The sequence below is a fragment of the Peribacillus simplex genome (assembly GCF_900156045.1).
Classification (GTDB): domain Bacteria; phylum Bacillota; class Bacilli; order Bacillales; family DSM-1321; genus Peribacillus; species Peribacillus simplex_D.
The window spans coordinates 484,838-511,452 of sequence record NZ_FTMX01000001.1 but is presented as its reverse complement, the minus strand read 5'-3'; the positions used below and the strand labels follow the sequence as shown (position 1 = coordinate 511,452).

General features: G+C 42.5%; 22 protein-coding genes. 1 reads left to right on the top strand and 21 read right to left on the bottom strand.

All coding sequences use genetic code 11. From position 1 onward, the window contains the following. Positions 1 to 73: 73 nt before the first annotated feature. From dnaI to BW986_RS02340, 17 genes are all read right to left on the bottom strand, one after another. Positions 74 to 1,012, bottom strand: coding sequence for a primosomal protein DnaI (gene dnaI / locus BW986_RS02420; RefSeq protein ID WP_076364786.1), 939 nt, complete (start codon positions 1,010 to 1,012; stop codon positions 74 to 76). Beyond that, positions 999 to 2,411 (bottom strand): replication initiation and membrane attachment family protein, encoded by a 1,413-nt coding sequence (locus BW986_RS02415; RefSeq protein WP_260320610.1) that lies wholly within the window; start codon positions 2,409 to 2,411, stop codon positions 999 to 1,001. Before BW986_RS02415 ends, dnaI begins: the two co-directional genes overlap by 14 nt. Positions 2,412 to 2,475: 64 nt before the next feature. Next, positions 2,476 to 2,937 (bottom strand): transcriptional regulator NrdR, encoded by a 462-nt coding sequence (gene nrdR, locus BW986_RS02410; RefSeq protein ID WP_076366265.1) that lies wholly within the window; start codon positions 2,935 to 2,937, stop codon positions 2,476 to 2,478. Between the two features lie 270 nt (positions 2,938 to 3,207). Beyond that, complete coding sequence (gene speD / locus BW986_RS02405) at positions 3,208 to 3,588, bottom strand: adenosylmethionine decarboxylase (RefSeq protein ID WP_034311443.1); 381 nt, start codon at positions 3,586 to 3,588, stop codon at positions 3,208 to 3,210. A gap of 356 nt (positions 3,589 to 3,944) precedes the next feature. Further along, positions 3,945 to 4,982 carry a glyceraldehyde-3-phosphate dehydrogenase gene (locus tag BW986_RS02400; RefSeq protein ID WP_076364782.1) on the bottom strand — a complete coding sequence of 346 codons (1,038 nt, stop codon included), beginning with the start codon at positions 4,980 to 4,982 and terminating at the stop codon, positions 3,945 to 3,947. A gap of 159 nt (positions 4,983 to 5,141) precedes the next feature. Beyond that, entirely contained in the window at positions 5,142 to 5,741 is a 600-nt protein-coding gene (gene coaE / locus BW986_RS02395; protein WP_076364780.1) for a dephospho-CoA kinase, read from the bottom strand. Positions 5,742 to 5,765: 24 nt separating this feature from the next. After that, on the bottom strand, positions 5,766 to 6,398 hold the full coding sequence (ytaF, locus tag BW986_RS02390; RefSeq protein WP_076364778.1) for a sporulation membrane protein YtaF: 633 nt from the start codon (positions 6,396 to 6,398) through the stop codon (positions 5,766 to 5,768). A 79-nt stretch (positions 6,399 to 6,477) separates the two neighbouring features. Then, entirely contained in the window at positions 6,478 to 7,308 is an 831-nt protein-coding gene (gene mutM / locus BW986_RS02385; protein WP_076364776.1) for a DNA-formamidopyrimidine glycosylase, read from the bottom strand. 19 nt (positions 7,309 to 7,327) lie between these two features. After that, positions 7,328 to 9,952: a DNA polymerase I gene (gene polA, locus BW986_RS02380; protein ID WP_076364774.1), complete on the bottom strand. Its 2,625-nt coding sequence runs from the start codon at positions 9,950 to 9,952 to the stop codon at positions 7,328 to 7,330. A gap of 128 nt (positions 9,953 to 10,080) precedes the next feature. Then, positions 10,081 to 11,013, bottom strand: coding sequence for a protease modulator HflC (gene hflC, locus BW986_RS02375; protein WP_076364772.1), 933 nt, complete (start codon positions 11,011 to 11,013; stop codon positions 10,081 to 10,083). After that, entirely contained in the window at positions 11,010 to 12,044 is a 1,035-nt protein-coding gene (gene hflK, locus BW986_RS02370) for an FtsH protease activity modulator HflK (protein WP_076366263.1), read from the bottom strand. The genes hflC and hflK overlap by 4 nt, the downstream gene beginning before the upstream one ends. A gap of 252 nt (positions 12,045 to 12,296) precedes the next feature. Further along, the gene (gene pnpS / locus BW986_RS02365) at positions 12,297 to 14,075 is read right to left on the bottom strand and encodes a two-component system histidine kinase PnpS (RefSeq protein ID WP_076364770.1); all 1,779 of its coding nucleotides are present in this window, start codon (positions 14,073 to 14,075) and stop codon (positions 12,297 to 12,299) included. Then, positions 14,072 to 14,791, bottom strand: coding sequence for a response regulator transcription factor (locus BW986_RS02360; protein ID WP_076364768.1), 720 nt, complete (start codon positions 14,789 to 14,791; stop codon positions 14,072 to 14,074). The genes pnpS and BW986_RS02360 overlap by 4 nt, the downstream gene beginning before the upstream one ends. A 237-nt stretch (positions 14,792 to 15,028) precedes the next feature. Beyond that, positions 15,029 to 15,964, bottom strand: a complete 936-nt coding sequence (gene mdh / locus BW986_RS02355; RefSeq protein WP_076364766.1) for a malate dehydrogenase — start codon at positions 15,962 to 15,964, stop codon at positions 15,029 to 15,031. A 121-nt stretch (positions 15,965 to 16,085) separates the two neighbouring features. Then, complete coding sequence (gene icd / locus BW986_RS02350; RefSeq protein ID WP_260320605.1) at positions 16,086 to 17,402, bottom strand: NADP-dependent isocitrate dehydrogenase; 1,317 nt, start codon at positions 17,400 to 17,402, stop codon at positions 16,086 to 16,088. A 95-nt stretch (positions 17,403 to 17,497) separates the two neighbouring features. Next, entirely contained in the window at positions 17,498 to 18,613 is a 1,116-nt protein-coding gene (gene citZ, locus BW986_RS02345; protein WP_076364762.1) for a citrate synthase, read from the bottom strand. Between the two features lie 538 nt (positions 18,614 to 19,151). Next, a complete protein-coding gene (locus BW986_RS02340; RefSeq protein WP_076364760.1) occupies positions 19,152 to 19,613 on the bottom strand; it encodes a DUF441 domain-containing protein in 462 nt (153 codons plus the stop codon). Between the two features lie 192 nt (positions 19,614 to 19,805). Between BW986_RS02340 and ytvI the strand changes: the two genes are divergently transcribed. Next, a complete protein-coding gene (ytvI, locus tag BW986_RS02335; protein WP_076364758.1) occupies positions 19,806 to 20,930 on the top strand; it encodes a sporulation integral membrane protein YtvI in 1,125 nt (374 codons plus the stop codon). An 86-nt stretch (positions 20,931 to 21,016) separates the two neighbouring features. Here ytvI and aceA read toward each other — a convergent pair whose 3' ends face one another. The 4 genes from aceA to pyk all read right to left on the bottom strand — a co-directional run bounded on the left by aceA (position 21,017) and on the right by pyk (position 26,549). Further along, positions 21,017 to 22,309 carry an isocitrate lyase gene (aceA, locus tag BW986_RS02330; RefSeq protein ID WP_179086013.1) on the bottom strand — a complete coding sequence of 431 codons (1,293 nt, stop codon included), beginning with the start codon at positions 22,307 to 22,309 and terminating at the stop codon, positions 21,017 to 21,019. Positions 22,310 to 22,341: 32 nt separating this feature from the next. Continuing rightward, on the bottom strand, positions 22,342 to 23,934 hold the full coding sequence (aceB, locus tag BW986_RS02325; protein WP_076366259.1) for a malate synthase A: 1,593 nt from the start codon (positions 23,932 to 23,934) through the stop codon (positions 22,342 to 22,344). Positions 23,935 to 24,314: 380 nt separating this feature from the next. After that, positions 24,315 to 24,707, bottom strand: a complete 393-nt coding sequence (locus tag BW986_RS02320; protein ID WP_076364756.1) for an FxsA family protein — start codon at positions 24,705 to 24,707, stop codon at positions 24,315 to 24,317. Between the two features lie 81 nt (positions 24,708 to 24,788). Beyond that, positions 24,789 to 26,549, bottom strand: a complete 1,761-nt coding sequence (pyk, locus tag BW986_RS02315; protein WP_076364754.1) for a pyruvate kinase — start codon at positions 26,547 to 26,549, stop codon at positions 24,789 to 24,791. Positions 26,550 to 26,615 lie beyond the last annotated feature (66 nt).

The following is a 26,615-nucleotide window of genomic DNA, read 5'->3' as shown; positions in this document are numbered from 1 at the left end:
GTGGGGACATGTTTAGAAGTAGGATGGGCCTTGTAAAAGAAAAAAGTGACCTCCATTAAGAGACCACTTTCCTTCATCTTCTCCGATTCACGCCATCCAGCTTGACCGGCTCCGCTAAATATTGAATTCTTTCCATTATCCTGGCCGCCTTCACTTCTTCCTTCTCTCCACGCTGTGAAAAGGTTAGGTGGTTCTCCAGGCCATTCAGGTCAAAATTCGAAGTGAAAAACGTCGGCAGGTTTTCCAGCATCCTAAATTGCAAAATCGGTCCAAAAACCTCATCGCGTCCCCAGCTCGTCATGGACTCCGCTCCAATATCATCCAGCATGAGGACAGGTGCCGTTTTCACCATCTCAATTTTTTCATTGACCGTATTATCACCTATTGATCCCTTAAGTTCCCGCAAGTAGTCAGGGACATAGACAATAAGGGAAGAAATTTGCCTTTCTGCGAGTTCATTGGCAATCGCACCTAATAAGTACGTTTTCCCAACACCGAATTTCCCATATATAAATAAGCCTTTTTGCATTTTACCTGGCTCATATTCCATGATGAACGACATCGCCTTACTTAAAACACCCAAGCGTTTATTTTCATTATCCGTTTGCGTAAAGTCCTCAATGGTCGCACTTAAAATATCCTTCGGTACATACAGGCTGCGGATCAATTTTTCCCGTTTCCGCTTTTCATCCTCTGCCAATTTCCGCGGGCAGATTTCATAATTCAGGTTCAGGGCCTTCCCTTGAACCACCAATTTGGGATAATACCCTTGCATCATATTGATGCAGCCATTCAAGCTTGGACATTTATCACATTTATTGCTTTGTGAAGTGAACTCATAAAGCTTCCCCAAGTTTTTATCAATCATTTCCTTCGTGACCGTCGAACTGTTGGCATTCAAAAATAACCGCACTTGTTCGTCTTCAAAAATCTCCTGTTTCAGCTTTTCATAACGCTGTTGAAATTGGTTTGTATTGGCCAATTTATTAAGGGATCTATTAATCTTTTCCATCGTTCATTTCACCTCCTGCTTTCCACAGCTTCCATTTCTCTTGAAGCTCGCGTTTCTGGGCATTCAATTCCGGCTGATCTGCATTCTGCTCCTGCTGTGCTTCTTCTTTTTTCTCAAGCCACTCCGGAACCACTTCTTCCCGTATCGCCTTTTTCCGGCTGCCCTTCGCAGCATTCCTGCTTCCTTGAGCCCAGTCCTGATATTTCCTATGTTCATTTTTAGCCAGTTCCATCGCCTCGACGACCGTAGAGACCTTCAGCCGTGCCCAATGGCCTGCCAGCTTTTCCACATAGCCCTTGGTGAACTTCATATCCGTTTTGAGCATGACGTATTCAATCAAGACATTGACCACACCCGGATTCAGCTTTTGATTGATCATCACGCCCTCAACCACTTTCAAATCACCGCTTGATGGCTCTGCACCGCCAGACAATTGCATCAGCCGCTCCCTCGGGGAAATCGTCTCCAAATGACGGATTAACTCTTGTTCCTGTGTTTTCGGTTCTTCTTTTTGTGTCCGTTCACGAATCGGCTGCACCCGATTGACCAGGGAAGGCATATCTGCCTGCCGTTCGATCTGATACCAGTCCCTTGCCGCCTTTCTGAGCACTTCCTCATCGATCTCATCATCCAATGAAACGGCATCCATTACTAGTTTTTGCATTTCCAGCGGATCGATGCCATATAAAAAAGCAAGTTTGGCGATCGTACTTTTTATTTTCGGAGTAAAGGCCTTTTTCGGTACGATCGATGATTTCATCCCGGATAATAAAAGGTCAAAATCAAATAAGTCGTCAAACCCCGATGGCTCGACGCCTTCCGTCCGATCGATGAATTGCTGTTCAGGCATCGGTTTCCATTCGTTTTTCGCTTCATCCGTTACATATAAAGAGTCCAAATGATCTGATGAGAATACTTCCGCAAAAGATTTAGTCACACCTTCATATTGATCGGTTAAGATATGATCATCACAAAAGAATCTCTTTAACCGGTTGAACTGCGCTTTGCCGACTTTTTTGTATAAGTAAATATTCAGCATTCCATCCGTGAAAAACTGCTGGGGGGAAAGCGGCGGGTTTAACTCATAGATGAATTCCTTCGTTTCATTTTTCGATTTCTTATATACATTCAACAGACCAATTCCTTCAAGTAAAAGGCGTGCTTCGTAAATATCACCTAACTTAAGGCCGATGGTATTCATTAATTGATAATGTGAGGAGGTTTCCGACCATAGCCTGTTTTCCTCCAGCTCACTCCATAACGTCATATATAGGCTAATGCAGATAGGTCCAATAAGAGGTTGATATAGTCGGGTAAGTATTTTCCGATCATAATCATGAAGCAGCCCCGCAGATGAGACCAAATATGAATCCGCTGGGAGCAATTCTTGCCAATGCATTGACATCTCCATTCAAACCTTTCAAAAGATGTAGTGAAAAAAGAGCCAAAGTGAATCTTCAGCTCTACTTTCTTTCTTTATTTATTAAATCTTTCAATTCATCGATAAAGACATTGATATCTTTAAATTGTCGATAGACGGATGCGAACCTTACATAGGCAACCTCATCGATTTCCGCCAGCTTGTCCATCACCATTTCTCCGACATTGTCGCTTTTCACTTCCGATATGCCCTGGTTGCGCAGTTCTTTTTCTACATAACTGGTAATTTGCTCTAGTTCCTTCAAGGGAACCGGGCGTTTTTCGCAAGCCCTGATTAAGCCACGCAGGATTTTATCACGACTGAACTCTTCCCGTGTCCCGCCCTTTTTCACTACAATAAGCGGTGTTTCCTCCACCTTTTCAAATGTCGTGAATCGAAAACCACATGCCTCACATTCACGGCGTCGTCGAATTGATTTACTTTCATCGACTGGCCTGGAATCGAGCACTCTTGTTCCGTTATATTGACATGATGGGCATTTCATCATTATCAGCTCCGTATTTTATGTAGGACTCCCCTATCTAAATGTTCCCCAAGGATTTACTTCTCTATCTTAATCTTATATTAAAAGGAACGGCCAGTACAAGTAAAAAGTGTAACTTCCAGCAGCAGGCACTTTTTGTTCTGCCCTTGGAGCACCGTTGTCAAGGTCTTTGTGCTGCAAGACAATCCTTAGCAATAAAGTGAAGCAGGCTGCCGATTCATTGCATTAAAAAAGAGATGCACCCATGGCATCTCTGTGTATACGTGTTTTTTATAGGGCACTTATATTGGCTTTTTTCATTTGTACAGGACCTAGTCCACGTGGTAATTCTATGTTTTCACGTGTTTGCGCATTCAAAGCTTCTGCAATATAATCTGCCGCAATATTCGGATCCAAGTTACCGCATGTATAGACATCGATGCTCGCATAGCCGTGTTCTGGAAAACTGTGAATCGTCAAGTGCGATTCAGAAATGATGACAACCCCGCTGACTCCTTGTGGAGCAAATTTGTGAAAGGCAACTTCCCGTACCTCTGCACCTGATTTCAAAGCAGCATCAACAAAAATCTTTTCAATTAAATCGATATTGTTCAGTTTTTCAAAGTCACAACCCCAAAGTTCAGAAATGACATGTCTACCCATTGTTTCCATAGTGTAAGCTGTTTCCATATTAAGCTTCCCCCTTACCATGATTTAAAAATAAGTTCTGATAACTACCACGGGGGAAAGTTAGTCCAAAGAGGTCCTAACCCTTTAAGTAGCCATCATGCAAACCGCTTTTGAAGAAGTTCACGATTCATAGTATATATGGTTTGAATTTTTTTTGCAACTCCAAATTGAAATTTTGGAAAGATAAACTTTATATGTAATAGGGATATAGGGAAGGTTCCAATGTGGGGAAATTTCAGTTTTCGGGTTTATTCAGCGCCTTAAAGCAGCGAGGAATTGCTGGATCACTGCATTAAAAATAGCCCGCTAAAAAATTTTAGCAGGCTCGATTTTTTTCATTATTTTACTGATAGTTCGACTTCGGAAGTTTTTTTCAACTCGGATCCCACCAATTTCACAAGGTCCACTACCCGGTTGGAGTAACCCCACTCGTTATCATACCATGCAAGGACTTTCACTTTCCTGTCCCCAATCATCATCGTCGTCAAACCATCGATGATTGCAGAGTGAGGATTCGTTTTGAAATCACTGGAAACTAAAGGTTCCATCGTGAATTCCATAATTCCTTTGAGTTCATTTTCTGAAGCATCGATGAAGGCTTGGTTCACTTCATCAATCGTGACATCACGGTTTAAATCCACAACAAGATCGACTAGAGATACGTTAGGTGTCGGTACGCGGATCGCCATTCCATGAAGCTTGCCTTTTAATTGCGGCAACACTAGTGAGATGGCTTTTGCAGCTCCTGTAGTCGTAGGAATCATGCTTTCCGCAGCGGCACGGGCACGTCTTAAGTCTTTGTGCGGGTTATCGATATTATTTTGATCATTTGTATAAGAATGTATCGTTGTCATTAAACCGTTGTTAATGCCAAATTTTTCATCAAGCACTTTTGCAACCGGTCCAAGACAGTTGGTTGTACAAGATGCATTGGATATGACGAAATGCTTGTCGATTTCCAGCACTTCCTCATTTACACCCATTACAATGGTAACGTCTTCATTTTTACCCGGCGCTGATAAAATAACTCTTTTTGCTCCTGCATCTAAATGAAGAGCAGCTTTAGAACGATCATTGAATTTGCCCGTGGCTTCAATTACAATATCTATGTTCAACTCTTTCCAAGGCAATAGCTTTGGATCGCGGTTATTTATTAGTTTTACTCGGCGGCCATTCACTACTAGTGAATCATCTTCCGCAATAATGATACCGTCGAATTTACCATGTATCGTATCATATTTTAGTAAGTGTGCTAAAGTTTCAGCTGGATAGCTTGCATTAATGGCAACAATGTCCAAACTCTCATCTAATATGGCCTTTCGGAAAACCATTCTTCCAATTCTCCCAAACCCGTTAATCGCTATTCTTGAATTCATTGTTCGGACCCTCCAGAAAATATTAATGTTATACTTATTACCCTTCACATGTAATTAGTATAACATAATTCGAAGGAATTGTGCTAATAAAAATGCGGATTGTACTTATTTTTTCAACACAAAAAGAAGAAACCGGCTGGTTTCTTCTTTTTATCATAATTATATGACATGCCATTCGCTAAGTATGGTCTTCACTTGCCTCTTCGTTTCATTAATGTTCCCATTATTGTCGATGACGGCATCCGCTAAAGCCTTTTTATCGGCTAAGGGCATTTGCGAATTGATCCTGGCAAGTGCCTCCGTCTCCGAAAGACCATTCCTGTTCATTAATCGCTGCAATTGGACTTGCTCATCTACATAGATCAAAAGCGTCTTTTCCACCATGAATGTCAGCTTACTTTCGAATAGGAGCGGAATATCCATGAACACCGTTTCTTCCCCTGATGATAGTGCCTCTTCCGTTTTGAGGCGCATCCAATTCCTGACGGCAGGATGCACGATGCCATTCAATAGCAATCTCTTTTCCTGATCATTGAATATGATCGACCCGAGCTTTGCGCGATCTATATTCCCATCCGGCAATAAGATCTCTTCACCAAATGCCTTCACAACTTGATGATAGGCTTCTTCACCTGGCTCAACGACAGCACGGGAAGCCAGATCTGCATCGACAATCGTGAATCCGAGTTCCTGTAAATAAAGGCTGACTGTGCTTTTCCCACTGGCGATGCCTCCTGTGAGTCCAATGATTTGTCCCATAAGGCTCCCCCTTTTAACCATGTATCATAACTTGAATATACCGATGATAATCAATAGTACACCTGGAAGAAAGGTCAAATGCTGGACAACTTTATTATTTGAAAGCAATTTCCCGCTTTGAATTCCGCTCCAAATGAAAATTGAACTCATAACAGCGATGCACCCTGCGAGGATAATCGGTGAAATGCCGATCATAGCCGCTCCAACTCCGGCCCCGAACGCATCCAGCGAAAGTGCAAACCCCAGAACAAGCGCTTCAACACCCGTAATCGTACCTGATTTATCAAAATCGGCATTCAATGGTTTTTGTAAAATATTAATGACTACCCCAAGTGATTTAATTTCAAAATTAAAGATGATCTTTTCATGATATCTATCATCTTTCAAATCTTTTTCAGGCTTAAAATACTGGTATACCATCCAGGCACCTAGGAAAATGAGGATGATGCCACCCGTTTTTTCAGCCGCCCCGATCGATATGAGCTGACTGATGAATTGTCCGATGACCATCGCAATACCTAAACTCAATGCAGAACAAATTGAGATGACCGCTATTGACCTTAAGGGGATTTTCATCTTCCGCATACCGAATGTCAAACCTACGCCAAATCCGTCAATACTAACTGCAAATGCGAGAAAAATAATTTGTAGCCACATCGGAATAATACTCCTTCCCTACTCGTTGCTACCCTAGTATATGGATGGAGCCCATCCGATGTGTTTGAAAAAACATTACCTATTTTAGCGGCTGGCACGACGGGCAAATATGTGTGCCGCGTCCTGCCACAACCATTTTTTCAAGTGGCGTGCCGCATGTTTTGCAGTTCTCGCCTTTTCGTCCGTAAACATTAAGTTCCAACTGAAACATGCCGATTTGCCCTTGGGAATTAATGTACGAACGAATCGTACTCCCGCCTTTTTCCACAGCTTCACCTAACGTCGCAATGATTTCTGCATGCAACGTTTTGATTTCCTGCAACGAGAGTGAAGAAGCGATTCTCTCCGGATGGATACCGGAACGGAATAACGACTCGTCTACATATATATTCCCAATCCCGACGACAACCGTTTGATCAAGGAGAACAGGCTTGATTTTCCTGTTGGTCCTTGCCAACTTCCTACTTAGCCCCTCGACAGTAAAATCTTCAGACAACGGTTCAGGCCCTAAATGCAACAGTGGCAGCCGCTCAAGTTCTTCCCCTTTGGCAAATAGATGCATCGTTCCGAATTTCCGGACATCCCTGTACCTAAGTTCACTGCCATCGGTGAAAGTGAAGATCACATGGGTATGCTTATCATACGGCTCTTCTTTTGGATGCACACCGTATTTCCCCTCCATTCTTAAATGCGAAACCAACGAATAATCATCCAAGGTAAAAATGAGGAACTTGCCCCGACGGCCTATTCCAGAAATTGTCTGTCCCCTTAAAGCATCCTGAAACTGTTCGACAGGTTCAGGCGCTTTTATGATCTTTGGCCAGAAGACTGACACTTCCTTGATCTCTTTTCCGAGTACGAGCTGCTCTAACGTTCTTCTGACTGTTTCCACTTCTGGAAGTTCTGGCATTGCAATCACCTATCTTTTATTATTTGGCATCAAACCATGTTGGCCCGAAAGCATAATCCACTTTAAGGGGCACGTTCAATTCAATGGCATTTTCCATTTCCTCCGGAACGATCACTTTAAGGATTTCGAGTTCCTCAGGAGGAGTTTCAAAAATCAATTCATCATGCACCTGGAGAAGCATTCTCGTTTTAAGCCCTTCCCGTTTCAGGCGCTTATTCATGTTTATCATGGCTAGCTTGATGATATCCGCGGCACTGCCTTGAATCGGCGTGTTCATCGCTGTCCGTTCGGCAAAGCTCCTGATATTGAAATTCCTGCTTGTTATCTCAGGTATATAGCGCCTCCTTTGCATCAGAGTCGTGCTATATCCTTTTTGACGGGCCTCATGTATGCTTTCTTCCATATATTCCTGAACACCAGGAAAGCTTTTTAAATACTTCTCGATGAACTCTCCCGCTTCTTTTCTCGTGATGCCAAGACTTTGCGATAGCCCGTAGTCACTTATACCATAAACGATTCCGAAGTTGACCGCTTTGGCATGGCGCCTCATGTTCGAAGTGACTTGCTCTGCCGGTACATGGAATACATCCATGGCTGTCCTTGTATGGATGTCCATCCCGGCCTGGAATGCTTCCACCAATCCGCTGTCATTGGCGATATGCGCCAGGACGCGTAACTCGATCTGGGAGTAATCGGCAGCAAAGATGATCCAATCCTTTTCGGAAGGGATGAAGGCCTGCCTGATTTTCCTGCCTTCTTCCAGCCTGATCGGGATATTCTGCAGATTGGGATCTGTAGAACTTAACCGGCCGGTCTGGGTCAATGCTTGGTTGAACCGGGTGTGCACCTTGTCCGTTTTGCCATTGACCACTTTAAGCAACCCTTCAATATAAGTTGATTGCAACTTACCAAGCTGGCGATACAGCAATATCTCCTTAACGATATCATGCTTGCTCTCCAGTTTTTCCAGCACATCGGCTGAAGTCGAATAACCTGTTTTGGTTTTCTTCATGACTGGAAGCTCCAACTTTTCAAACAGGATGGCCCCGAGCTGTTTAGGTGAATTGATATTGAACGCCTCTCCAGCCAAATCAAAAATTCGGGCTTCGATGTTTCTTAAGCGAATGGCTAATTCCTGTCCCATGTTTTTCAATCGGCCTATATCCACCTTTATTCCCTGCCATTCCATATTGGCCAGGATGATCGACAGTGGCAGCTCCAGTTCCGTAAATAGGTTAAATTGCTCGAACTCTTGCAGCTTATCGATCATCGGCTCTTTCAGAGAAAGGATCGCCTTCGATTTTCTTGCGATATGCTCCCTCAATTCCGCTTCCTCAGGTATCTTCCGTTTTGCACCTTTTCCATAAAAAACATCATCTGTTTCAAGACGGATCGTACCTTGAGTTTTCGTGATTTCTGCCACTTCGTCCACTGACTCTGCGGGATTCAGGATATAGGATGCCAAAAATACATCAAAATCGATGCCTTTTATTTCGACTCCTCGATGACGCAGTGCCACAACCGTACGCTTCGCATCGAAAACCGTTTTCTTTTTTGTTTCATCCTCTGCCCAGGATTTAAATGCCCCGGAACTCAGAGCATCATCACCATTGAAGTAAAAATTACCTTGTTCATTACTGATGGCGATCCCCATTATATCGGCACGATGATAGTTATCTTCTAAAATCTCAACATATAAGGCACTTTCATCTCCAAACATGGCTTCTGTCATTTCGGCCGTGTGCACCTCTATCTTCTCCTGTTCAAGCGGTGCACTTTCCGTTACATCCAATTTATCGAGCAAAGTCGAAAAGCCAAGCTCCTTATAGAATGAGATGACTCGATCCTGATCCATGCCAGTGTACTCGGTCTCGTTCACGGAAACTTCAAGCGGGGCTTCCCTCGTTATCGTAGCCAGCTCTTTGCTCAATAGGGCCAGGTCTCTATGTTCTTCTATTTTCTCTTTCAATTTTTGTCCGCTTACCTCATCAATCGACTGCAGAAGGTTTTCAACCGTTTCAAATTGATGCAATAATTTAAGGGCAGTCTTTTCACCAACACCCGGAATACCGGGAATATTGTCGGAAGCATCTCCCATCAACCCTTTTAAATCAATGATCTGCAAAGGGGATAGACCGTATTTTTCATGTATATGCTTTGGAGTGTATTCCTCAATTTCAGTAATCCCCTTTTTCGTGATGGAAACTGTCGTATTAGGGGAGGATAATTGTGTTAAATCCTTATCACCGGAAATGACCTTCACTTCAAAACCATCTTTTTCCGCCTGTAAAGACAGCGTACCGATAATATCATCGGCTTCGTAGTTCTCCAATTCATACCTTTTTATTTGAAAACAATCAAGCAGTTCGCGAATGAAAGGGAATTGCTCCGATAATTCGGGCGGCGTTTTTTGGCGCCCACCCTTATATTCTTTAAATGATGCATGTCTGAATGTCGTTTTACCCGCATCGAATGCCACAAGTATGTGTGTTGGCTTTTCTTCTTCAAGAATGCGGTTGAGCATCATCGTGAATCCGTACACGGAATTCGTATGGACCCCCTTATCATTATTCAAGAGCGGAAGCGCAAAAAACGCACGGTATGCAATGCTGTTTCCATCTATGAGTACTAACTTTTTATCCAAATCCGTCTTCCTCCAGTCATACAGGTTTATGTAGTTATAGCTTCTATATAAAAACGCAAAAAGCCGTTCATTTTCCTTTCTCTATTCTACCATGAGTAGAAGCGGAAAGAAAAATGACGGCATCAAGGTTATTTGGTATTACCCATTAACAAGCTGGCATAAGGTGAATCCGAAGGCAGAACGATGACCGTTTGATCTCCAATCGTTTTTTTGTAGGATTCAAGAGTCCGGTATAGTTTATAGAATTCAGGGTCTTTGGAAAACGACTTATTATAGATTTTCGCTGCTTCCCCTTCTCCTTCAGCCCTGATCACTTCTGCATCAGCCTCTGCAGTGGAAAGCAATTCTTTCACTTTCCGGTCAGTATCCGCAATGATACGGTTTTTCTTCGCATCACCTTTGGATAGGTATTCTTGCGCTTTCGATTCCCGCTCGGAAATCATCCTCTTGAAGACGGATGCTTCGTTTTCGGAGGGTAAGTCAGTCCGCTTTATCCGGACATCCGTCAAGCTGATTCCATAACTGTCCTTTTGCAGCAGATCGTTGACTTTTTCGGTTATGCGGTCGTTTAAACTTCCCCTGGATGACTTCTCATCATTGATGATCTCATCATAATTCAGCTGGCCCAGCTCTGAACGAACTGCCGAATAGATGAACTCTTCCATTTTCGTTTCGGCATTCTCAAGTGTCCTTGCATTTGTAATCAATTTCTTCGGATCTTCTATTCTCCAAACTGCATAGTTATCGATCAGCATCCGCTTTTTATCTTTCGTATTGATTTCCGCTTCGGACACATCAGAAGTCATCTGATACTTCGGCAAGGTCATGATACTCTGTATGAATGGCACCTTCGCCTTCAATCCCGGTGTCTTATCGATCCTTACCACCTCACCGAATTGGCGGACGACTTTGTATTCGCCCTCTTTGACGATATAGACATTGGTGAGGATGATTAGCAGCAACGCGATGAAAATAATCAGGAAAATGCCAATTCTCACATAGCCCCTCCAATGAAAATCCCCTTTTTTCAACTCAGAGAAATCTATTATTTTTCCGCTCATTGTTTAGTGCCCCCTTCCCCTACCGCTTTTTCTTCCGATGCATTCCCTTTATTCGTTTCTTCTTCAGGTATAGCGGCTTCATCAGGTGCAGGAGTTTTTTTCGTTTCCTCCTTTTCAAGCGAGCGGAGCGGCAAGTACTTCATGGTGTTTCCATCATCATTCATAATATAAATCTCTGCATTCGGCAATACTTCCTCAAGGGTTTCAATAATAAGGCGGTCCTTCGTAATCCCCTTATTGCCCTTATACTCACTGAGTAATTTTTCAAAGACCGCTACATCCCCGCGGGCAGCTTCCGTACGGGCAGCTTTATCCCCATTAGCCTGTGAAATGAGGGCATCTTTTTCCCCTTCCGCTTCATTCATACGCTTATTTTCATATTTATCCGCTTCGTTGATTTTCGTATTCGCCGTTTCCCGGGCATCCGTTACATTGGTGAATGCTTTCCGCACTTCTTCATTCGGTAACTCCACGTCCTGGAGTTTAACCGCAGATATGGAAATCCCGACATCATATTTCTCCATTAGCTGTGACAATAAATCGCGTACATCCGCTTCGATTTGCGCTTTACCGGATGTAAGGGCATCATCGATTTTCGTGCTGCCGATGATGCTCCGTAATGCAGCTGAAGTCGTATCATACAATATTTTTTCTGGATCATCTGCATTGTATAGATATTTAGGAGGATCGGTGATTTTCCACTGGACCACCAGGTCGGCCAGCACAATATTTTCATCACCCGTAATCATTTTGGTCTCACTCGGGTAATCCTTCACCTCTCCATCCTCTTCCTTATATCCAAATTTAAGACTGAATGTTTCTTTGGATAATTTCTCGACCGATTGAACGGGCCAAGGAAGTTTAAAGTGAAGTCCTGGTTCCGTTATCGTCTGCTCCACTTTACCAAACGTCATTATGACAGCTTGATCGGATTCATCAACCGTGTACCAGGTCGATATCGCAACTATACCTAAAATTAAAATAAGAAAGACAAGTCCTGTGATCGTATATATCCTTTTTAAGCTAACGATATGTATCACCCCTTCTTTGCAGTTATATCTTATTTACGCAAGGAAGGGCCTAAAGTTTCATAAAAATCTAATATTTTTCCAGGAAAATAGGATAGAGGGATGGTTCGCGGGGAATATAGCCAAAATTAAAAGACAGAGACCATGTCTCTGTCAATGTTTAACTCCTTGGATGAGGGGTTGTACAACCATTGTACCCCTGCATTATGAAGTCCGTTTTAAGGAATTGTAAAGGAAATGTAAATAAGAAACCCTCTACATTTTTCCTTTTAAGCTTTTATTTAAGGTGACTGTAAAAGTCGTCCCGGTTCCAGGTGTGCTTTCCACATTGATTTTACCTTTATGGACTTCTATTATATGCTTGACGATTGCCAGTCCAATGCCCGTTCCTCCTGAATCGCGGCTCCTCGCCTTATCGATCCGGTAAAACCGTTCAAAGATCCTCGGCAGTTCTTTTTCTTCGATGCCGATCCCGCTGTCTTGCACTGCAATATCGACCGTCTGTTCATTTTCAATGATATCAACGGTGACCCTGCCGCCATTTGGTGTGTAGGTCAATGCGTTCGTAATCAAATTGATGAAAACCTGTTTGATCCTGTCAGATTCCCCTTCAATGAATACCGGCTCCGGTGATGTTTTAATTTCAAGGGATACTTCTTTTTCTTTCAGCTTGCCTATAAGCATCTCTTGTATTTCGCCAAGCACTTTTGTAATATCCACGACCCCTGCGTTTAAAACGAATTCCTGTTGCTCCATTTTGGATAAATTCAGAAGCTCCTGAATGAGTTCTTGCAGCCGATCACTTTCTTTCAGGATAATCGATAAAAAGTGCTTTAAGGTCTTTTCGTCTTTTAAGGCGCCATCCAACAATGTTTCAGAAAAGCCTTTAATAGAAGTGATCGGGGTCCTCAATTCATGGGACACATTAGCCACGAAATCCTTCCGCATCTGCTCGAGCCTTTTCAATTCGGTGATATCATGGAAAATGAGGAGGATCCCCTTCCATTCATCATGATTCCCGATAATGGGAGCCCCATAAATCTCAAAATGCTTACGTTCTATGGCAAGCGGTATCTTCACCTGTCGTTTAATCGTTTTTTCCGTTCGAAAGATTTCTTCGATGATGGCTATGACTTCCTGATCTTTAATGACCGAATAATATTCCTGAAACAAAAACGTAGCGGAGTTCACACGGAAGCTTTTCTTGAATTCCCGGTTGATTAATGTGGTATACCCTTTACTGTCTATCAGCAAGACACCACTACCGATGTTTTCAACAAGTGTTTCCAAACGATCCTGATTCATTTCCCTCGCTATCTCTGTTTCCTGAAGATTCCTCGCCAATATGTTCAAGGAAGTTGTCAGCATTCCCGTTTCATCGGAATGCCGCCCGAATGTCCGGGTTCCATAATTCCCTTTGGCCAGTTCTATGGCCGCCATCGTCGCCTCCTCGATCGGCCGCGTATAATATGAAGTGATTTTGCTGGCAAGCATGAGAATGATGATCAAGGCCACCCCTAAACAAATGATCAATATTTGCCACATTTGTTTATTCACTTGATTGATGGCCTCTATTTCATTGCTATGAACGACAAAGCCTTCAATCTCTCCATCCTTTTCAACCGTCTTCCAATAATAATGGAGGTCCGATTCGCCTTCGACCACTTCAAACCCTTCCCCATGCTTTAGCCCTTTTTCCAAAGTTATTTTACGAAGGACATTGGCATGGCCTTTAAATATTTCATTGGATGATGTCGAATCGTATAATATTTCCCCATTCGTGGAGAGAATGGTTAAATTCGAATCTAAAAGGGGTGTCAGTTTTGCCGTCTTCCCTTTTTCCAAAAAGGACTCGATCCCGCCATGCTCCTGAATATATGTAGAAATGAAAAATGTTTCGTTCTGTATACGGTCATTAAACGTTTTAATATAATAACTTTTGAACAAGTGTCCTAATAAAAAGCCCACGGCCATCAGGACGACCATCACCAATGTGATGAGGGTATATAAGAGCTTTTTACGATAGGTCGTCATTCTTTTTTAGGCTCCTCAAGCTTATAACCCAAGCCCCTTATCGTTTTAATATATAGAGGTTTTTTTGTATCTTTTTCTATTTTTTCACGAAGATGGCTAATATGGACATCGACGATTCGTGAGTCTCCCGCGAAATCATAATTCCATACCGCACTGAGCAGTTGATCCCTGGTCAGCACTCTTCCTTTATTCTTCGCCAAGTATAAAAGTAATTCAAATTCCTTTGGAGTCAATTCTAATTGCTGTTCATCAAAGAAAGCTTCGTATCGTTCCGGGAACACTTTCAATTCCCCTAATTTCAAGAGGCCATCTTCTTGATCCTGACTTGAATCACTGCCGTTCGATTGTAACTGGGATCTTCTTAAAATGGCTTTAATCCGGGCCACTACCTCCCTAGGACTGAATGGCTTGGTCAAGTAATCATCCGCCCCCAGTTCAAGTCCCAGCACCTTGTCAAATTCATCGTCCTTAGCTGTCAGCATCAAGATCGGTATATTGATTTTTTGCTGGCGAAGCTGCTTACATACTTCAAGCCCGTCCATTTTAGGCAGCATCAAATCCAATACCACTAAATCGGGGCGTATATCCACGGCAGCCTCCAGCCCTTGTTCTCCATCCAAAGCTGTGATTACCGAATAGCCTGCTTGTTCTAAATTGTACTGAAGTAAGGTAACTATTGATTGTTCATCATCCACTACGAGAATTTTCTTTGACATTAGATCCTCCTGAATTATGTATTACCCAAAAGACCAATTTCTTGGTCTACTCATCCACTTCCATTATAAAGAATATTATATGAAATTTACACATAAAAAAACGGAAAGAAAGTTATTCCTTATCTTCAGCAGGGAGATTATTAGTTCCAAGGACTTTTGAAGCGTAAAAAAACTGTCCGGAGTCGGAAAAAGGCCATGGCCTTTTCTTCCTATATCCGAACAGTCTGATATGATCACTTATTGAAGGACTTGCATTACTGCTTTAACTGATTCAACTGATTTTGAAAGTGCCGCTTTTTCGTCTGCGGTCAATTCAAGTTCGATGATTTGTTCAATACCGTTCGCACCCAGTACAGTCGGCACTCCAAGGTAAATACCTTCAAATCCGTATTCACCTTCAAGATAAGCGATGGATGGAAGAACGCGACGTTGGTCTTTAAGGATCGCTTCAGCCATTTCCACTAGAGATGCAGCTGGTGCATAATAGGCGCTTCCGTTTCCAAGAAGGTTAACGATTTCTCCGCCGCCAGTGCGGGTACGGGCCACGATTGCTTCTAGACGATCTTGAGGGATCAATGTTTCCAAAGGAATTCCGCCTGCATAAGAGTAACGTACCAATGGAACCATATCATCTCCGTGTCCGCCAAGAACGAAACCAGTTACATCTTTAACCGATAAGTTTAATTCTTGAGCTACGAAAGTACGGAAACGAGCTGTATCAAGGACACCTGATTGTCCGATAACGCGTTCTTTAGGGAAACCTGATTCTTTGTAAACAGTGTAAGTCATTGCATCTACAGGGTTAGTCAAAACGATGATGGTTGTGTTAGGGGAATATTTAACGACTTCTTTAGTTACTGATTTCATAACCTTTTGGTTAGTTTGAACTAAGTCGTCACGGCTCATGCCGGGTTTGCGGGCAATTCCGGCAGTTATGATCACTACGTCGGAATCAGCTGTTTCTGCATAGTCGGATGTACCGATGATGTTAGCATCGAAACCTAGGACAGGTCCTGCTTCCGCCATATCAAGGGCTTTACCTTTTGTAGGGTTTTCAGCTTGCGGGATATCAACTAAAACGATATCGCCAAGTTCTTTTTGAGCGGCTAGGAATGCTGCTGTAGCACCAGTGAATCCAGCACCTACAACTGTGATTTTTTTACGTTTAGACATGTTATTTCCTCCTTAAAATATATGAATACTTTTGGAATACTTTTAACATCCTCATGAAAATATATTAAGCCTCCTGGAAAAGCAGCCCGTTCAGGCACTTTTCCAGAAAGCATATAATGAATTATTTAAGGTTTTTGATAAGCTCGTCTGCGAACTCAGAACATTTAACTTCCGTTGCACCTTCCATTAGGCGGGCAAAGTCGTATGTAACAACTTTAGAAGCGATTGTTTGTTCCACTGATTTAGTGATGCTGTTTGCAGCTTCGTTCCAGCCAAGGTGCTCAAGTAAAAGAACACCTGAAAGAAGAACTGAAGATGGGTTAACTTTATCAAGACCAGCATATTTAGGAGCCGTTCCGTGAGTTGCTTCGAAGATGGCATGTCCAGTTTCGTAGTTGATGTTTGCTCCTGGAGCGATACCGATTCCGCCAACTTGTGCAGCTAATGCATCAGAAATGTAATCTCCGTTCAAGTTCATTGTTGCAACAACATCAAACTCTTTAGGACGAGTCAGAATTTGTTGTAAGAAGATATCAGCAATGGAATCTTTAACGATGATTTTGCCTTCAGCTTCAGCAGCAGATTGCGCTTTGTTAGCAGCTTCAGTGCCTTCAGCTTCTTTAATTTTGTCATATTGGTTCCATGTGAACACTTTATCGGCGAATTCTTGTTCTGCAACTTCATAACCCCAAGTTTTGAATGCACCTTCAGTGAATTTCATGATGTTACCTTTATGAACAAGCGTTAATGATTTACGGCCTTCTTTGATCGCATAGTTAAGCGCAGAACGAACAAGACGTTTCGTTCCTTCTTCGGAAATCGGTTTAATTCCGATACCTGAAGTTTCAGGGAAACGAATGTTTTGAACACCGAATTCATTTTGCAGGAATTCGATTAATTTCTTAGCTTCGTCAGAACCTTTTGCATATTCGATACCAGCATAGATGTCTTCAGTGTTTTCACGGAAGATGACCATGTCAGTGTCTTCTGGACGTTTAACTGGTGAAGGTACACCTTCAAAGTAACGTACTGGACGAAGACATACGAATAAGTCCAATACTTGACGCAATGCAACGTTCAATGAGCGGATACCGCCACCGATTGGAGTTGTAAGAGGTCCTTTAATAGCGATTAGATATTCGTTAATGACATCAAGAGTTTCTTGTGGAAGCCATTCGCCCGTTTGGTCAAATGCTTTTTGTCCAGCTAAAACTTCTTTCCATTCGATTTTCTTTTCGCCATTGTAAGCTTTTTCAACTGCTGCGTCTAAAACGCGGGATGCTGCAGCCCAGATATCAGGACCGATTCCGTCTCCCTCAATATAAGGAACGATTGGATTGTTTGGTACGTTAAGAGCACCGTTAGTAACTGTGATTTTTTGGCTTTGTGTCATGTCTCTTACCTCCGATTCAAATTCAAAGGTTAGATGGCCTGCCATTTAATGAGGCAGAACCACTAACCTTTTTTACTCACATCTATTAATTTACTACAAATTCGATGAAATAAAAAATGATTTTTCGAAAAAACTTTTAATTAGCGTTTTTCAATCGGTACATATTTTTGCATACCTGGTCCAACATACTCTGCACGCGGACGGATAAGGCGGTTGTTTGAATATTGCTCAAGGATATGAGCGATCCAGCCTGAAGCACGGCTTACGGCAAAGATTGGTGTAAATAGGTCATGCTCGATACCTAAACTGTGGTATACGGAAGCAGAGTAGAAATCCACGTTCGGCGGAAGATTTTTTTGACCGGTCACGATTTCATGAATTTTGATGGACATATCATAATATTGAGGTTGTCCAGTAAGTTCAGTCAGTTTTTGTGACATTTCTTTAAGGTGTTTAGCACGAGGATCACCTTTACGGTATACACGGTGGCCAAAGCCCATGATTTTTTCTTTATTGGCTAATTTTTCGTTGATATATGGCTCAACGTTTTCAACTGAACCAATATCTGTAAGCATTTTCATGACTTGTTCGTTAGCTCCGCCGTGAAGAGGGCCTTTTAAAGCGCCGATGGCAGAAGTTACGCCAGAATAGATATCAGATAATGTAGCCACACAAACGCGTGCAGTGAATGTAGAAGCGTTTAATTCATGGTCAGCATGAAGAACCAATGCTTTGTTGAATGCTTCTTCTTCGATTGCCGTTGGTTCGTTACCGCTTAACATATATAAGAAGTTAGCAGCAAAGCTTAAATCTGTACGTGGAGCAACAGCTTCTTTCCCTTGACGGATGCGAGCGAAAGTTGTTACCAATGTAGGGATTTTTGCTTGGATGCGGATAGCTTTACGATAGTTAGCATCTTCACTCATTACATCTGCTTCTTCATCATAAAGACCCAGAAGAGATACTGCAGTGCGAAGAGCTCCCATTGGATGTACTTTATCGATTGGGTATGTTTTGAAGTGATTAACCACTTCAGCTGGAATTTCAGCATTTTCAGCAAGCTGTTTAGTTAATTCTTCTAATTGGCTTTTGTTCGGAAGAGCTCCGTGCCATAAAAGATAGATTACTTCCTCGAATGTTGCGTTAGAAGCTAAATCATCGATGTCATAACCTACATACGTTAATGTGTCATCGATAATGGAGCTTACTGATGAAGTTGTTGCTACCACACCTTCAAGACCTTTTGTTGCTGTCATACTAAATCTCTCCTTTTCCTAAATATTCCCCTATGCCCTTGCTATTAGCGTATAAATATAGCGCTTCCAAGAAATTAGCTATTGTAAACAACCATCTATTTTTTAGCAGAAGACATACATCTTGTATTGGAAGCGTTCACAGAATATGACCCCAACAATAGTAAAATGTACGATAATCTTTAAACGAAATTCTAAAAATAATGCTTGTAGCTATTCCTAGTGAGCGCTTGCTCAATAACTACATCTTTTTTTTAAGATTCCTCAAAAATATCAATGATATTCTGAATCCCAATTTTAATAAATCAGAGCAGTTACAACATTATTATAAACAATAAACACTTTTTTGGGAATGAAAAGCACTTAAAATGTGAAAAAATTATTATTTTATTAGAAAAATTAGCTACATATTCTCTTGCTTTTTTTTATGCGATTCAAAACGTTTTTTTGAAAATTCGCCCCAAAGCAGAATAAACGAAACATTAAATAGAAAATTTACATTCTCAGTACTGACGGGATTTTCTCCCCTTTGCCATTCGCTTCATTTAAAAAAATTGAAGATCTGCATGCATAAATAAGCAATTCCGGCCCCGATTAACGGACCGACAGCAACCCCTTTGAATAATGCGACTGCCAAAATCGTCCCAAAAACAAGAGCCGTGGTAATGTGCGGATCATGTGATAGGAGTGTAATCCCATTTTTCGCTATGAGCGCAACAGCTATTCCAGATGCAAGCGCAATCCAGGCATAAGGTGATTTAATTGCGTCTCCCAGTTCCTTGAAACCTATCGCCCCGTTTGCTATGGGTATGAGTACCGAAATCGTAATGATCGTAACGCCTAGATTGATTCCTTTCGCTTCCAGGTACGGAAACACTTTAGTGTCAAGGCCAATCAGTTTCATGCTTAAAAGAAAACCCGCAGCCATGATCAGTGAGGTGTTTTTCCCAAACCAACCGATTGCAGCAAGCAGAATTAAAAATACGACAGGACCGTTGATCATTCTCCCTTCACCTTCTTCCTTCTTTTTTGTTATTTTAACATAACAAACTCCCGTGTTTCCTGGGAGAAAAATGATTTATGGAACGATGCATCGGCGGAAAAAAGTTAAGCCGAAAGATGAAAGAATCTTTCCTTTCTTTTCCATCATCGTTACAATTATAATACAAACTTTATGATTGAAGGAGGATATGACTTGAATCCGGTATATATGTATCGTTTCATTCGCTCTTTACTGGTCATCGGAGGGATAATTTCAGGCGGAATTGCCTTGTTTTATTTATCTAAATATACATATCCATTCATCATTGCCATGATAATCGCTTTCTTGATGAATCCCCTGGTCACTTTTTTCGAAAGGAAAGGAAGGCTGCCACGGGGGTTGGCTGTATTCGTTTCCCTTTTACTCATTTTCCTTTTATTTGCGGGTCTTATCACCTTACTGGTCACCGAGATCATTTCAGGGACCAATTACCTTGCCGGAGTCATCCCGAAACATATTGAAACCATCGTGGATTATATAGAAACATACATCGCGACCACCGTCATCCCTTTATATAATCAAATAGCGGCCATGTTCAATAATTTGGATACCGAACAGCAGGACACAGTCCTCAAGAATATCCAAAATATTGGCGAATCTATCACGACCGGAGTAAGCGGCTTCATTCAAGCTTTCTTGAAGAACATCCCCACGATCATCGGATGGTTTCCAACTACAGCAACAGCACTCCTTTTTACCCTGCTGGGCACTTTCTTCATCAGCAAAGATTGGGATACCTTTAGCCGCATGACCGGAAAAGTTTTGCCTGATAAGATTTTTGCGGGTGCCAAGCGTTTATTCAGGGACTTAAAACGGGCTTTGTTCGGGTTTATCCGTGCTCAATTCACTCTTGTTTCATTGACGACTGTCACGATTTTAATCGGATTTCTCATTTTGGGGGTGAATTATTCAATTACCATTGCCCTGATATGCGGACTGGTCGATATCATCCCCTATTTAGGGACAGGTACGATTTTCATTCCTTGGATCATCTTTGAATTCATCGCCGGGAATACAAGTCTTGGAATCGGTTTGTCCGTTCTTTACATAATCGTCGTCGTCCAGCGTCAGTTAATAGAGCCAAAAGTACTTTCTTCCAGTATTGGTTTGGATCCGCTTGCCACTCTCATCGCCTTGTTCATCGGCTTCAAATTGATCGGTTTCCTAGGTCTGATTGCAGGACCAGTCGTACTTGTCATATTCAATACACTTCAGCGTGCCAATGTCTTCAAGGCCATATGGACATTCATCATCGGGGATACGAAGAAAACGACTTAAGATACTCAGACATCTATTAGCATTCACCCATTTCCATTTAAAAATCCGCCTCGGGTGCAAGGCGGATTTTTGGTTTTACCCCAAAATTATTTTGACGTCTCGAATTGTTCTGTTTCAGTAGAACCTGCAAGCGCTGTTGTGGATGATGTTCCACCAGAAACAACTTGTGCCACTTCATCAAAGTAACCGGTTCCCACTTCACGCTGATGACGTGTTGCTGTATAGCCGTCAGGCTCACTAGCGAACTCCGCTTGTTGAAGTTCTGAGTATGCAGCCATGCCGCGGTCTTTATAACCAAGAGCAAGGTTGAACATGCTATGATTCAATGAGTGGAATCCTGCAAGTGTAACGAATTGGAATTTATAACCCAATTTACCCAATTCCACCTGATAATTTGCAATTTCTTCATCACTTAATTTCGCTTTCCAGTTAAATGATGGGGAACAATTGTAGGCTAGCAGTTTGCCCGGGAACTCTGCATGGATCGCTTCGGCAAAGCGGCGAGCATCCGCTAGATTAGGTTCAGAAGTCTCACACCAGATAAGGTCGGCATACGGCGCATAAGCAAGGCCTCTTGCAATAGCTTGGTCAAGACCTGCATTCGTGCGGTAGAATCCTTCTGGAGTCCTTTCACCAGTGATGAATGGTGCATCGACCGGATCGATATCATCGGTGATTAAATCTGCAGCATCTGCATCCGTACGGGCAATCAAGATAGTCGGTGTACCCATTACGTCGGCTGCCAATCGGGCGGAAACTAAATTACGGACTGCCGTTTGGGTTGGAAGAAGGACTTTACCGCCAAGGTGACCACATTTTTTCTCGGATGAAAGCTGGTCTTCAAAATGAACGCCAGCCGCTCCAGCTTCGATCATGCCTTTCATCAATTCGAAGACGTTAAGGGAACCGCCAAAGCCTGCTTCAGCATCCGCCACGATTGGAGCGAACCAATCGATATCATCTTTTCCTTCAGCAAAGCTGATTTGGTCTGCACGCTGAAGTGTCTGATTAATGCGTTTTACTACTTGCGGCACGGAGTTGGCTGGATATAAACTTTGGTCAGGGTACATTTGCCCGGCGATGTTAGCATCTGCCGCCACTTGCCAGCCGCTTAAGTAGATTGCTTTTAAACCAGCTTTCACCTGCTGCATGGCTTGGTTACCAGTCAATGCCCCTAATGCATTGATGAAATCCTCCGTATTCAATAGATTCCATAGTTTTTCAGAACCACGGCGTGCCAATGTTTGTTCGATATCGATGGAACCTCTCAGTTTAATAACTTCTTCGGCCGTATAAGGACGTTCAATACCAGTCCACCGTGAGTCATTTTCCCAGCTTTGTTGTAATTTTTGCGCTCTCTCATTCACCATCATCATTATTTCCTCCTGATTCATCTTTTATATTTTGAATATTAAGATAATTTTTCGTATGCCGCGTTCGTTAAGAAATCAGCAAAGTCATCCGCTTCAATCAATTGTTCAAATAGTTTAGTAGACTCTTCAAACTTTCCTGATTTGAAAGTTTCTTCCCCTACTTCCGATTTAATGACCGCCAATTCTTCTTCTTTGATTTGATGGAATAATTCCTCGGTTATTTTCCTGCCATCTTCGAGAATGCCTTTTGGATGACGGATCCATTGCCAGACTTGAGCCCTTGAAATTTCAGCGGTTGCAGCATCTTCCATTAAGTTATTGATGGGTGCCGCACCTCTGCCGCTTAACCAGGAGGCGATATATTGGATGCCTACGTTAATATTCGTCCTTAAACCTGCCTCTGTGATCGTTCCCTCCGGTACAGCCAGCAACTCTTGAGCTGTTACATGGACATCTTCCCGTTTTCGGAAAATTTGATTCGGTTTTGGGACGAGCAGGTCAAAAACCTCTTTTGCCGTACTTACCATACCTGGATGGGCAACCCATGTTCCATCATGACCGTCTCTTGCTTCGCGTTCTTTATCTGCCTTTACTTTCGCAAAAGCCTCATCGTTCTTAACCGGGTCGTTTTTAACAGGAATTTGCGCCGCCATCCCGCCGATTGCAGGGGCATTACGATTGTGACATGTTTTGATTGCCAGTAAGGAATACGCTCTCATGTTCGGGACGGTCATCGTGACCTGCTGACGGTCTGGGAAAATGACATCATCCGAGTGACGGAATTTTTTCAGGAAACTAAAGATATAATCCCAGCGGCCACAGTTCAGGCCTGCTGAATGTTCTTTCAGCTCGTACAGAATTTCGTCCATTTCGAATGCAGCAAGAATCGTTTCTATCAAGACCGTTGCCTTGATGGTTCCTTGCGAAATTCTCAGATCGTTCTGTGCATATACGAATATGTCATTCCATAATCTTGCTTCTAGATGGCTTTCCATTTTTGGTAAGTAAAAGTATGGACCGCTTTGCCTTTCGACCAATGCTTTTGCGTTGTGGTAAAAGTACAGTCCAAAATCAAAAATGCTGGCTGATATAGGCTGTCCATCCAAAAGGACATGTTTCTCCTCCAAATGCCAGCCGCGTGGCCTTACCTTTAGGACAGCTGTCCTTTCATTTAATTCATACACTTTGCCATTTGGATTTTTAAATGAAATGGTTCCGCGGATTGCATCCCGCAGATTCAATTGGCCATCAATGCAATTCTCCCAAGTGGGTGAATTGGCATCTTCAAAGTCCGCCATGAAAACATTGGCACCAGAGTTCATGGCATTAATGATCATTTTGCGATCAACAGGTCCAGTGATTTCAACCCTGCGGTCCTGCAAATCATTCGGGAGGGGCGCAATCGTCCAATCACTTTCGCGAATATGCTTCGTTTCTTCAAGGAAATCAGGAAGCTTACCTTGATTCAGTTCTTCCTGAACGCTTTTCCGCCGTTCTAGAAGATCTGCCCTTCTTCCACTGAAATGCCGTTCAATTCTTTCAATGAATTGAAGAGCTTCCGTTGTAAGTATTTGTTCATATCCTGGCTTAATGTTGCCTGTAATTTGTAAGCCTTTTGCTTCCGTAATCATGTTGCCTCTCCACATCCTTTCTAACTCTCCTATGTTATAATACAGTTGTTTTATTTCCTGTTTGTATTATATAACACGTTGTATAAATTTGTCACCAGTTTTTTCTAAAAAATCTAAAAAAAGATTTTTAAGCATGAAAAAGCCTGATTTACCAATGTTTCCACAGGGTTAATCTTTATAAATCCTGTTATTATACACTTTTTCATTCTCGTGGAATTCATCATTTAATAGTGAAACAGGCAAAATTTGATTAACATTGAAACTCCCATTTCCATGTTAGTCAAAAAAGCACCCTATAAAAAACTTGTATGCTTTTTGTTGACCTTTTTTCCAGACAAAAAAAGGCTGCCTAAAAGCTTGAGCCTTTAGACAGCCTTATATTATTTATGCTGAATGATGGTAACTTTCCCTTTATTCATCCTGTTCATGATAAACCGGATAACAATCGGTTTGAGGAGATTCCGGGTTGGCGGAAACACAAGGATCAATCCCATGATATCCGAGATGAGCCCAGGGGACAGCAACAGTGCAGCTCCGATAAAGATACAGATTCCATCAATGATTTCATTTCCTGGCATCATTCCGTAACGAATCTGTTCCTGTGCCTTTTTCCACGTTTCCATCCCTTGCCGTTTAGCCAAATAGGCTCCGATCAAACCTGTGGCTACAATCAGGAACAGGGTTGGCCAAAAACCAATCAGGTTGCCCGACAGCAAAAGGACTATAATTTCAACGACCGGCATCGCAATGATAAACATTAAAAAATATTTCATCTACATTCCTCCTGCACAGCCCATTTCTGGTGCGGTACATCCATCTTACCTCATCGGCAGGGAATCAGCCAAAATTTCGTTTTACAAAACGTTGGCATGTCCATCGTAAATGACTCCGCGACCTGCATCGACTGTTATTCTTTGACCATCCTTGAAAACCTTGGTCGCGTCTTCCGCCCCAACGATGACCGGTATGCCCAATGTAACTCCTACAACAGCTGCATGGCTTGTCAAACCGCCTTCTTCCGTAATCAAGGCCGCACACTTTTCAATCGCCGGCATCATTTCGCGGTCTGAACCGATCGTAACCAATACAGAGCCTTCCGTCACTTTCTCCAAAGCTTCCTTGGCATTCTTAGCGATAACCACTTCCCCTTTAGCTGATTTCCTGCCGATTCCTTGAGCTTTCAAAAGAACCTCTCCTAACACATGAATTTTCATCAAGTTAGTCGTACCTGTTTCACCTACAGGCACACCGGCTGTAATGACGACTAAATCCCCATGGGAAACTAAGCCAGAATGCAAGCTTTCATCTATTGCGGTTTGAAGCATTTCATCGGTAGTCGTTGCTTTTGGACCAATCTGCGGATAGACTCCCCAAACCAATGCAAGCCCTCTTGTAACATGATCATTGGATGTAACCGCAATGATCGGTGCTTTAGGGCGGTATTTGGAAATCATCCTTGCCGTATGACCGCTTTCTGTAGGCGTGATGATTGCCCCTGCATTAAGATTAAGCGCGGTGTGGGCAACGGATTGACCAATAGCATCAGTGACATTATGGCGGTTCACTTTGCTTCTGACTGATAATATATCCCGATAATCAAGGGCAGTTTCAGCACGTGAAGCAATGTTATGCATCGTTTGCACCGCTTCTACAGGATAGGTTCCGGCAGCTGTTTCACCAGAAAGCATGATTGCATCCGTTCCATCAAATATGGCATTGGCCACGTCACTTGCTTCTGCACGGGTCGGCCTAGGATTACGTTGCATTGAATCGAGCATTTGTGTAGCCGTTATGACTGGTTTCCCAGCATTATTACATTTTTTGATCATTTGTTTTTGGACTAGTGGCACTTCTTCTGCGGGAATTTCCACTCCCAAGTCTCCACGTGCTACCATCAAGCCATCTGATACTTCCAAGATTTCATCAAGACGGTCCACGCCCTCTTGATTCTCGATTTTAGGGATGATTTGAATATGTTCCGCTCCATTTTGCTGCAATAATTCACTTACTTCAAGTACATCGGAAGCCCTGCGTACAAATGAGGCAGCAATGAAGTCGATACCCTGTTCGATTCCAAAAAGGATATCCTGTTCATCTTTCTCCGTTATGCCAGGCAGGTTAACCGAAACTCCAGGAACATTCACGCCTTTTTTGTTCTTAAGTGTACCGCTATTCAAGATCTTGGTATGGATTTCTCTTCTTACCTGATCTATCTTCAACACTTCAAGCCCGATCAGTCCATCATCCAAAAGGATTTTAGATCCTGGGTAGACATCATGCAGAAGCCCTTCATAGGTAATAGAGAATTTTTCAGGTGTTCCCAGGACTTCATTCATGGAAATAATGATTTCATTACCGGCAACAAGCTCTATGGAATCATTCTCCATATTATTTGTCCGTATTTCAGGTCCTTTTGTATCCAACAGGATGGCAACCTGTTTACCCGCTTTTTCGCTCGCTTCTCTGATATTGCGTATTCTGGCGGCATGTTCTTCATGATTTCCATGAGAAAAGTTAAGCCGTGCTACATTCATCCCCGCCTCTATCAATTGAACCAGCTTTTCTATACTTTCACTTGCGGGGCCAATCGTACAAACAATCTTGGTTTTACGCATGTGGTCATCCTCCTTTAAGGAAAACTGCCGCCTGTCCACCTTTTGAAGACAAGGGCGCAGTGTTTT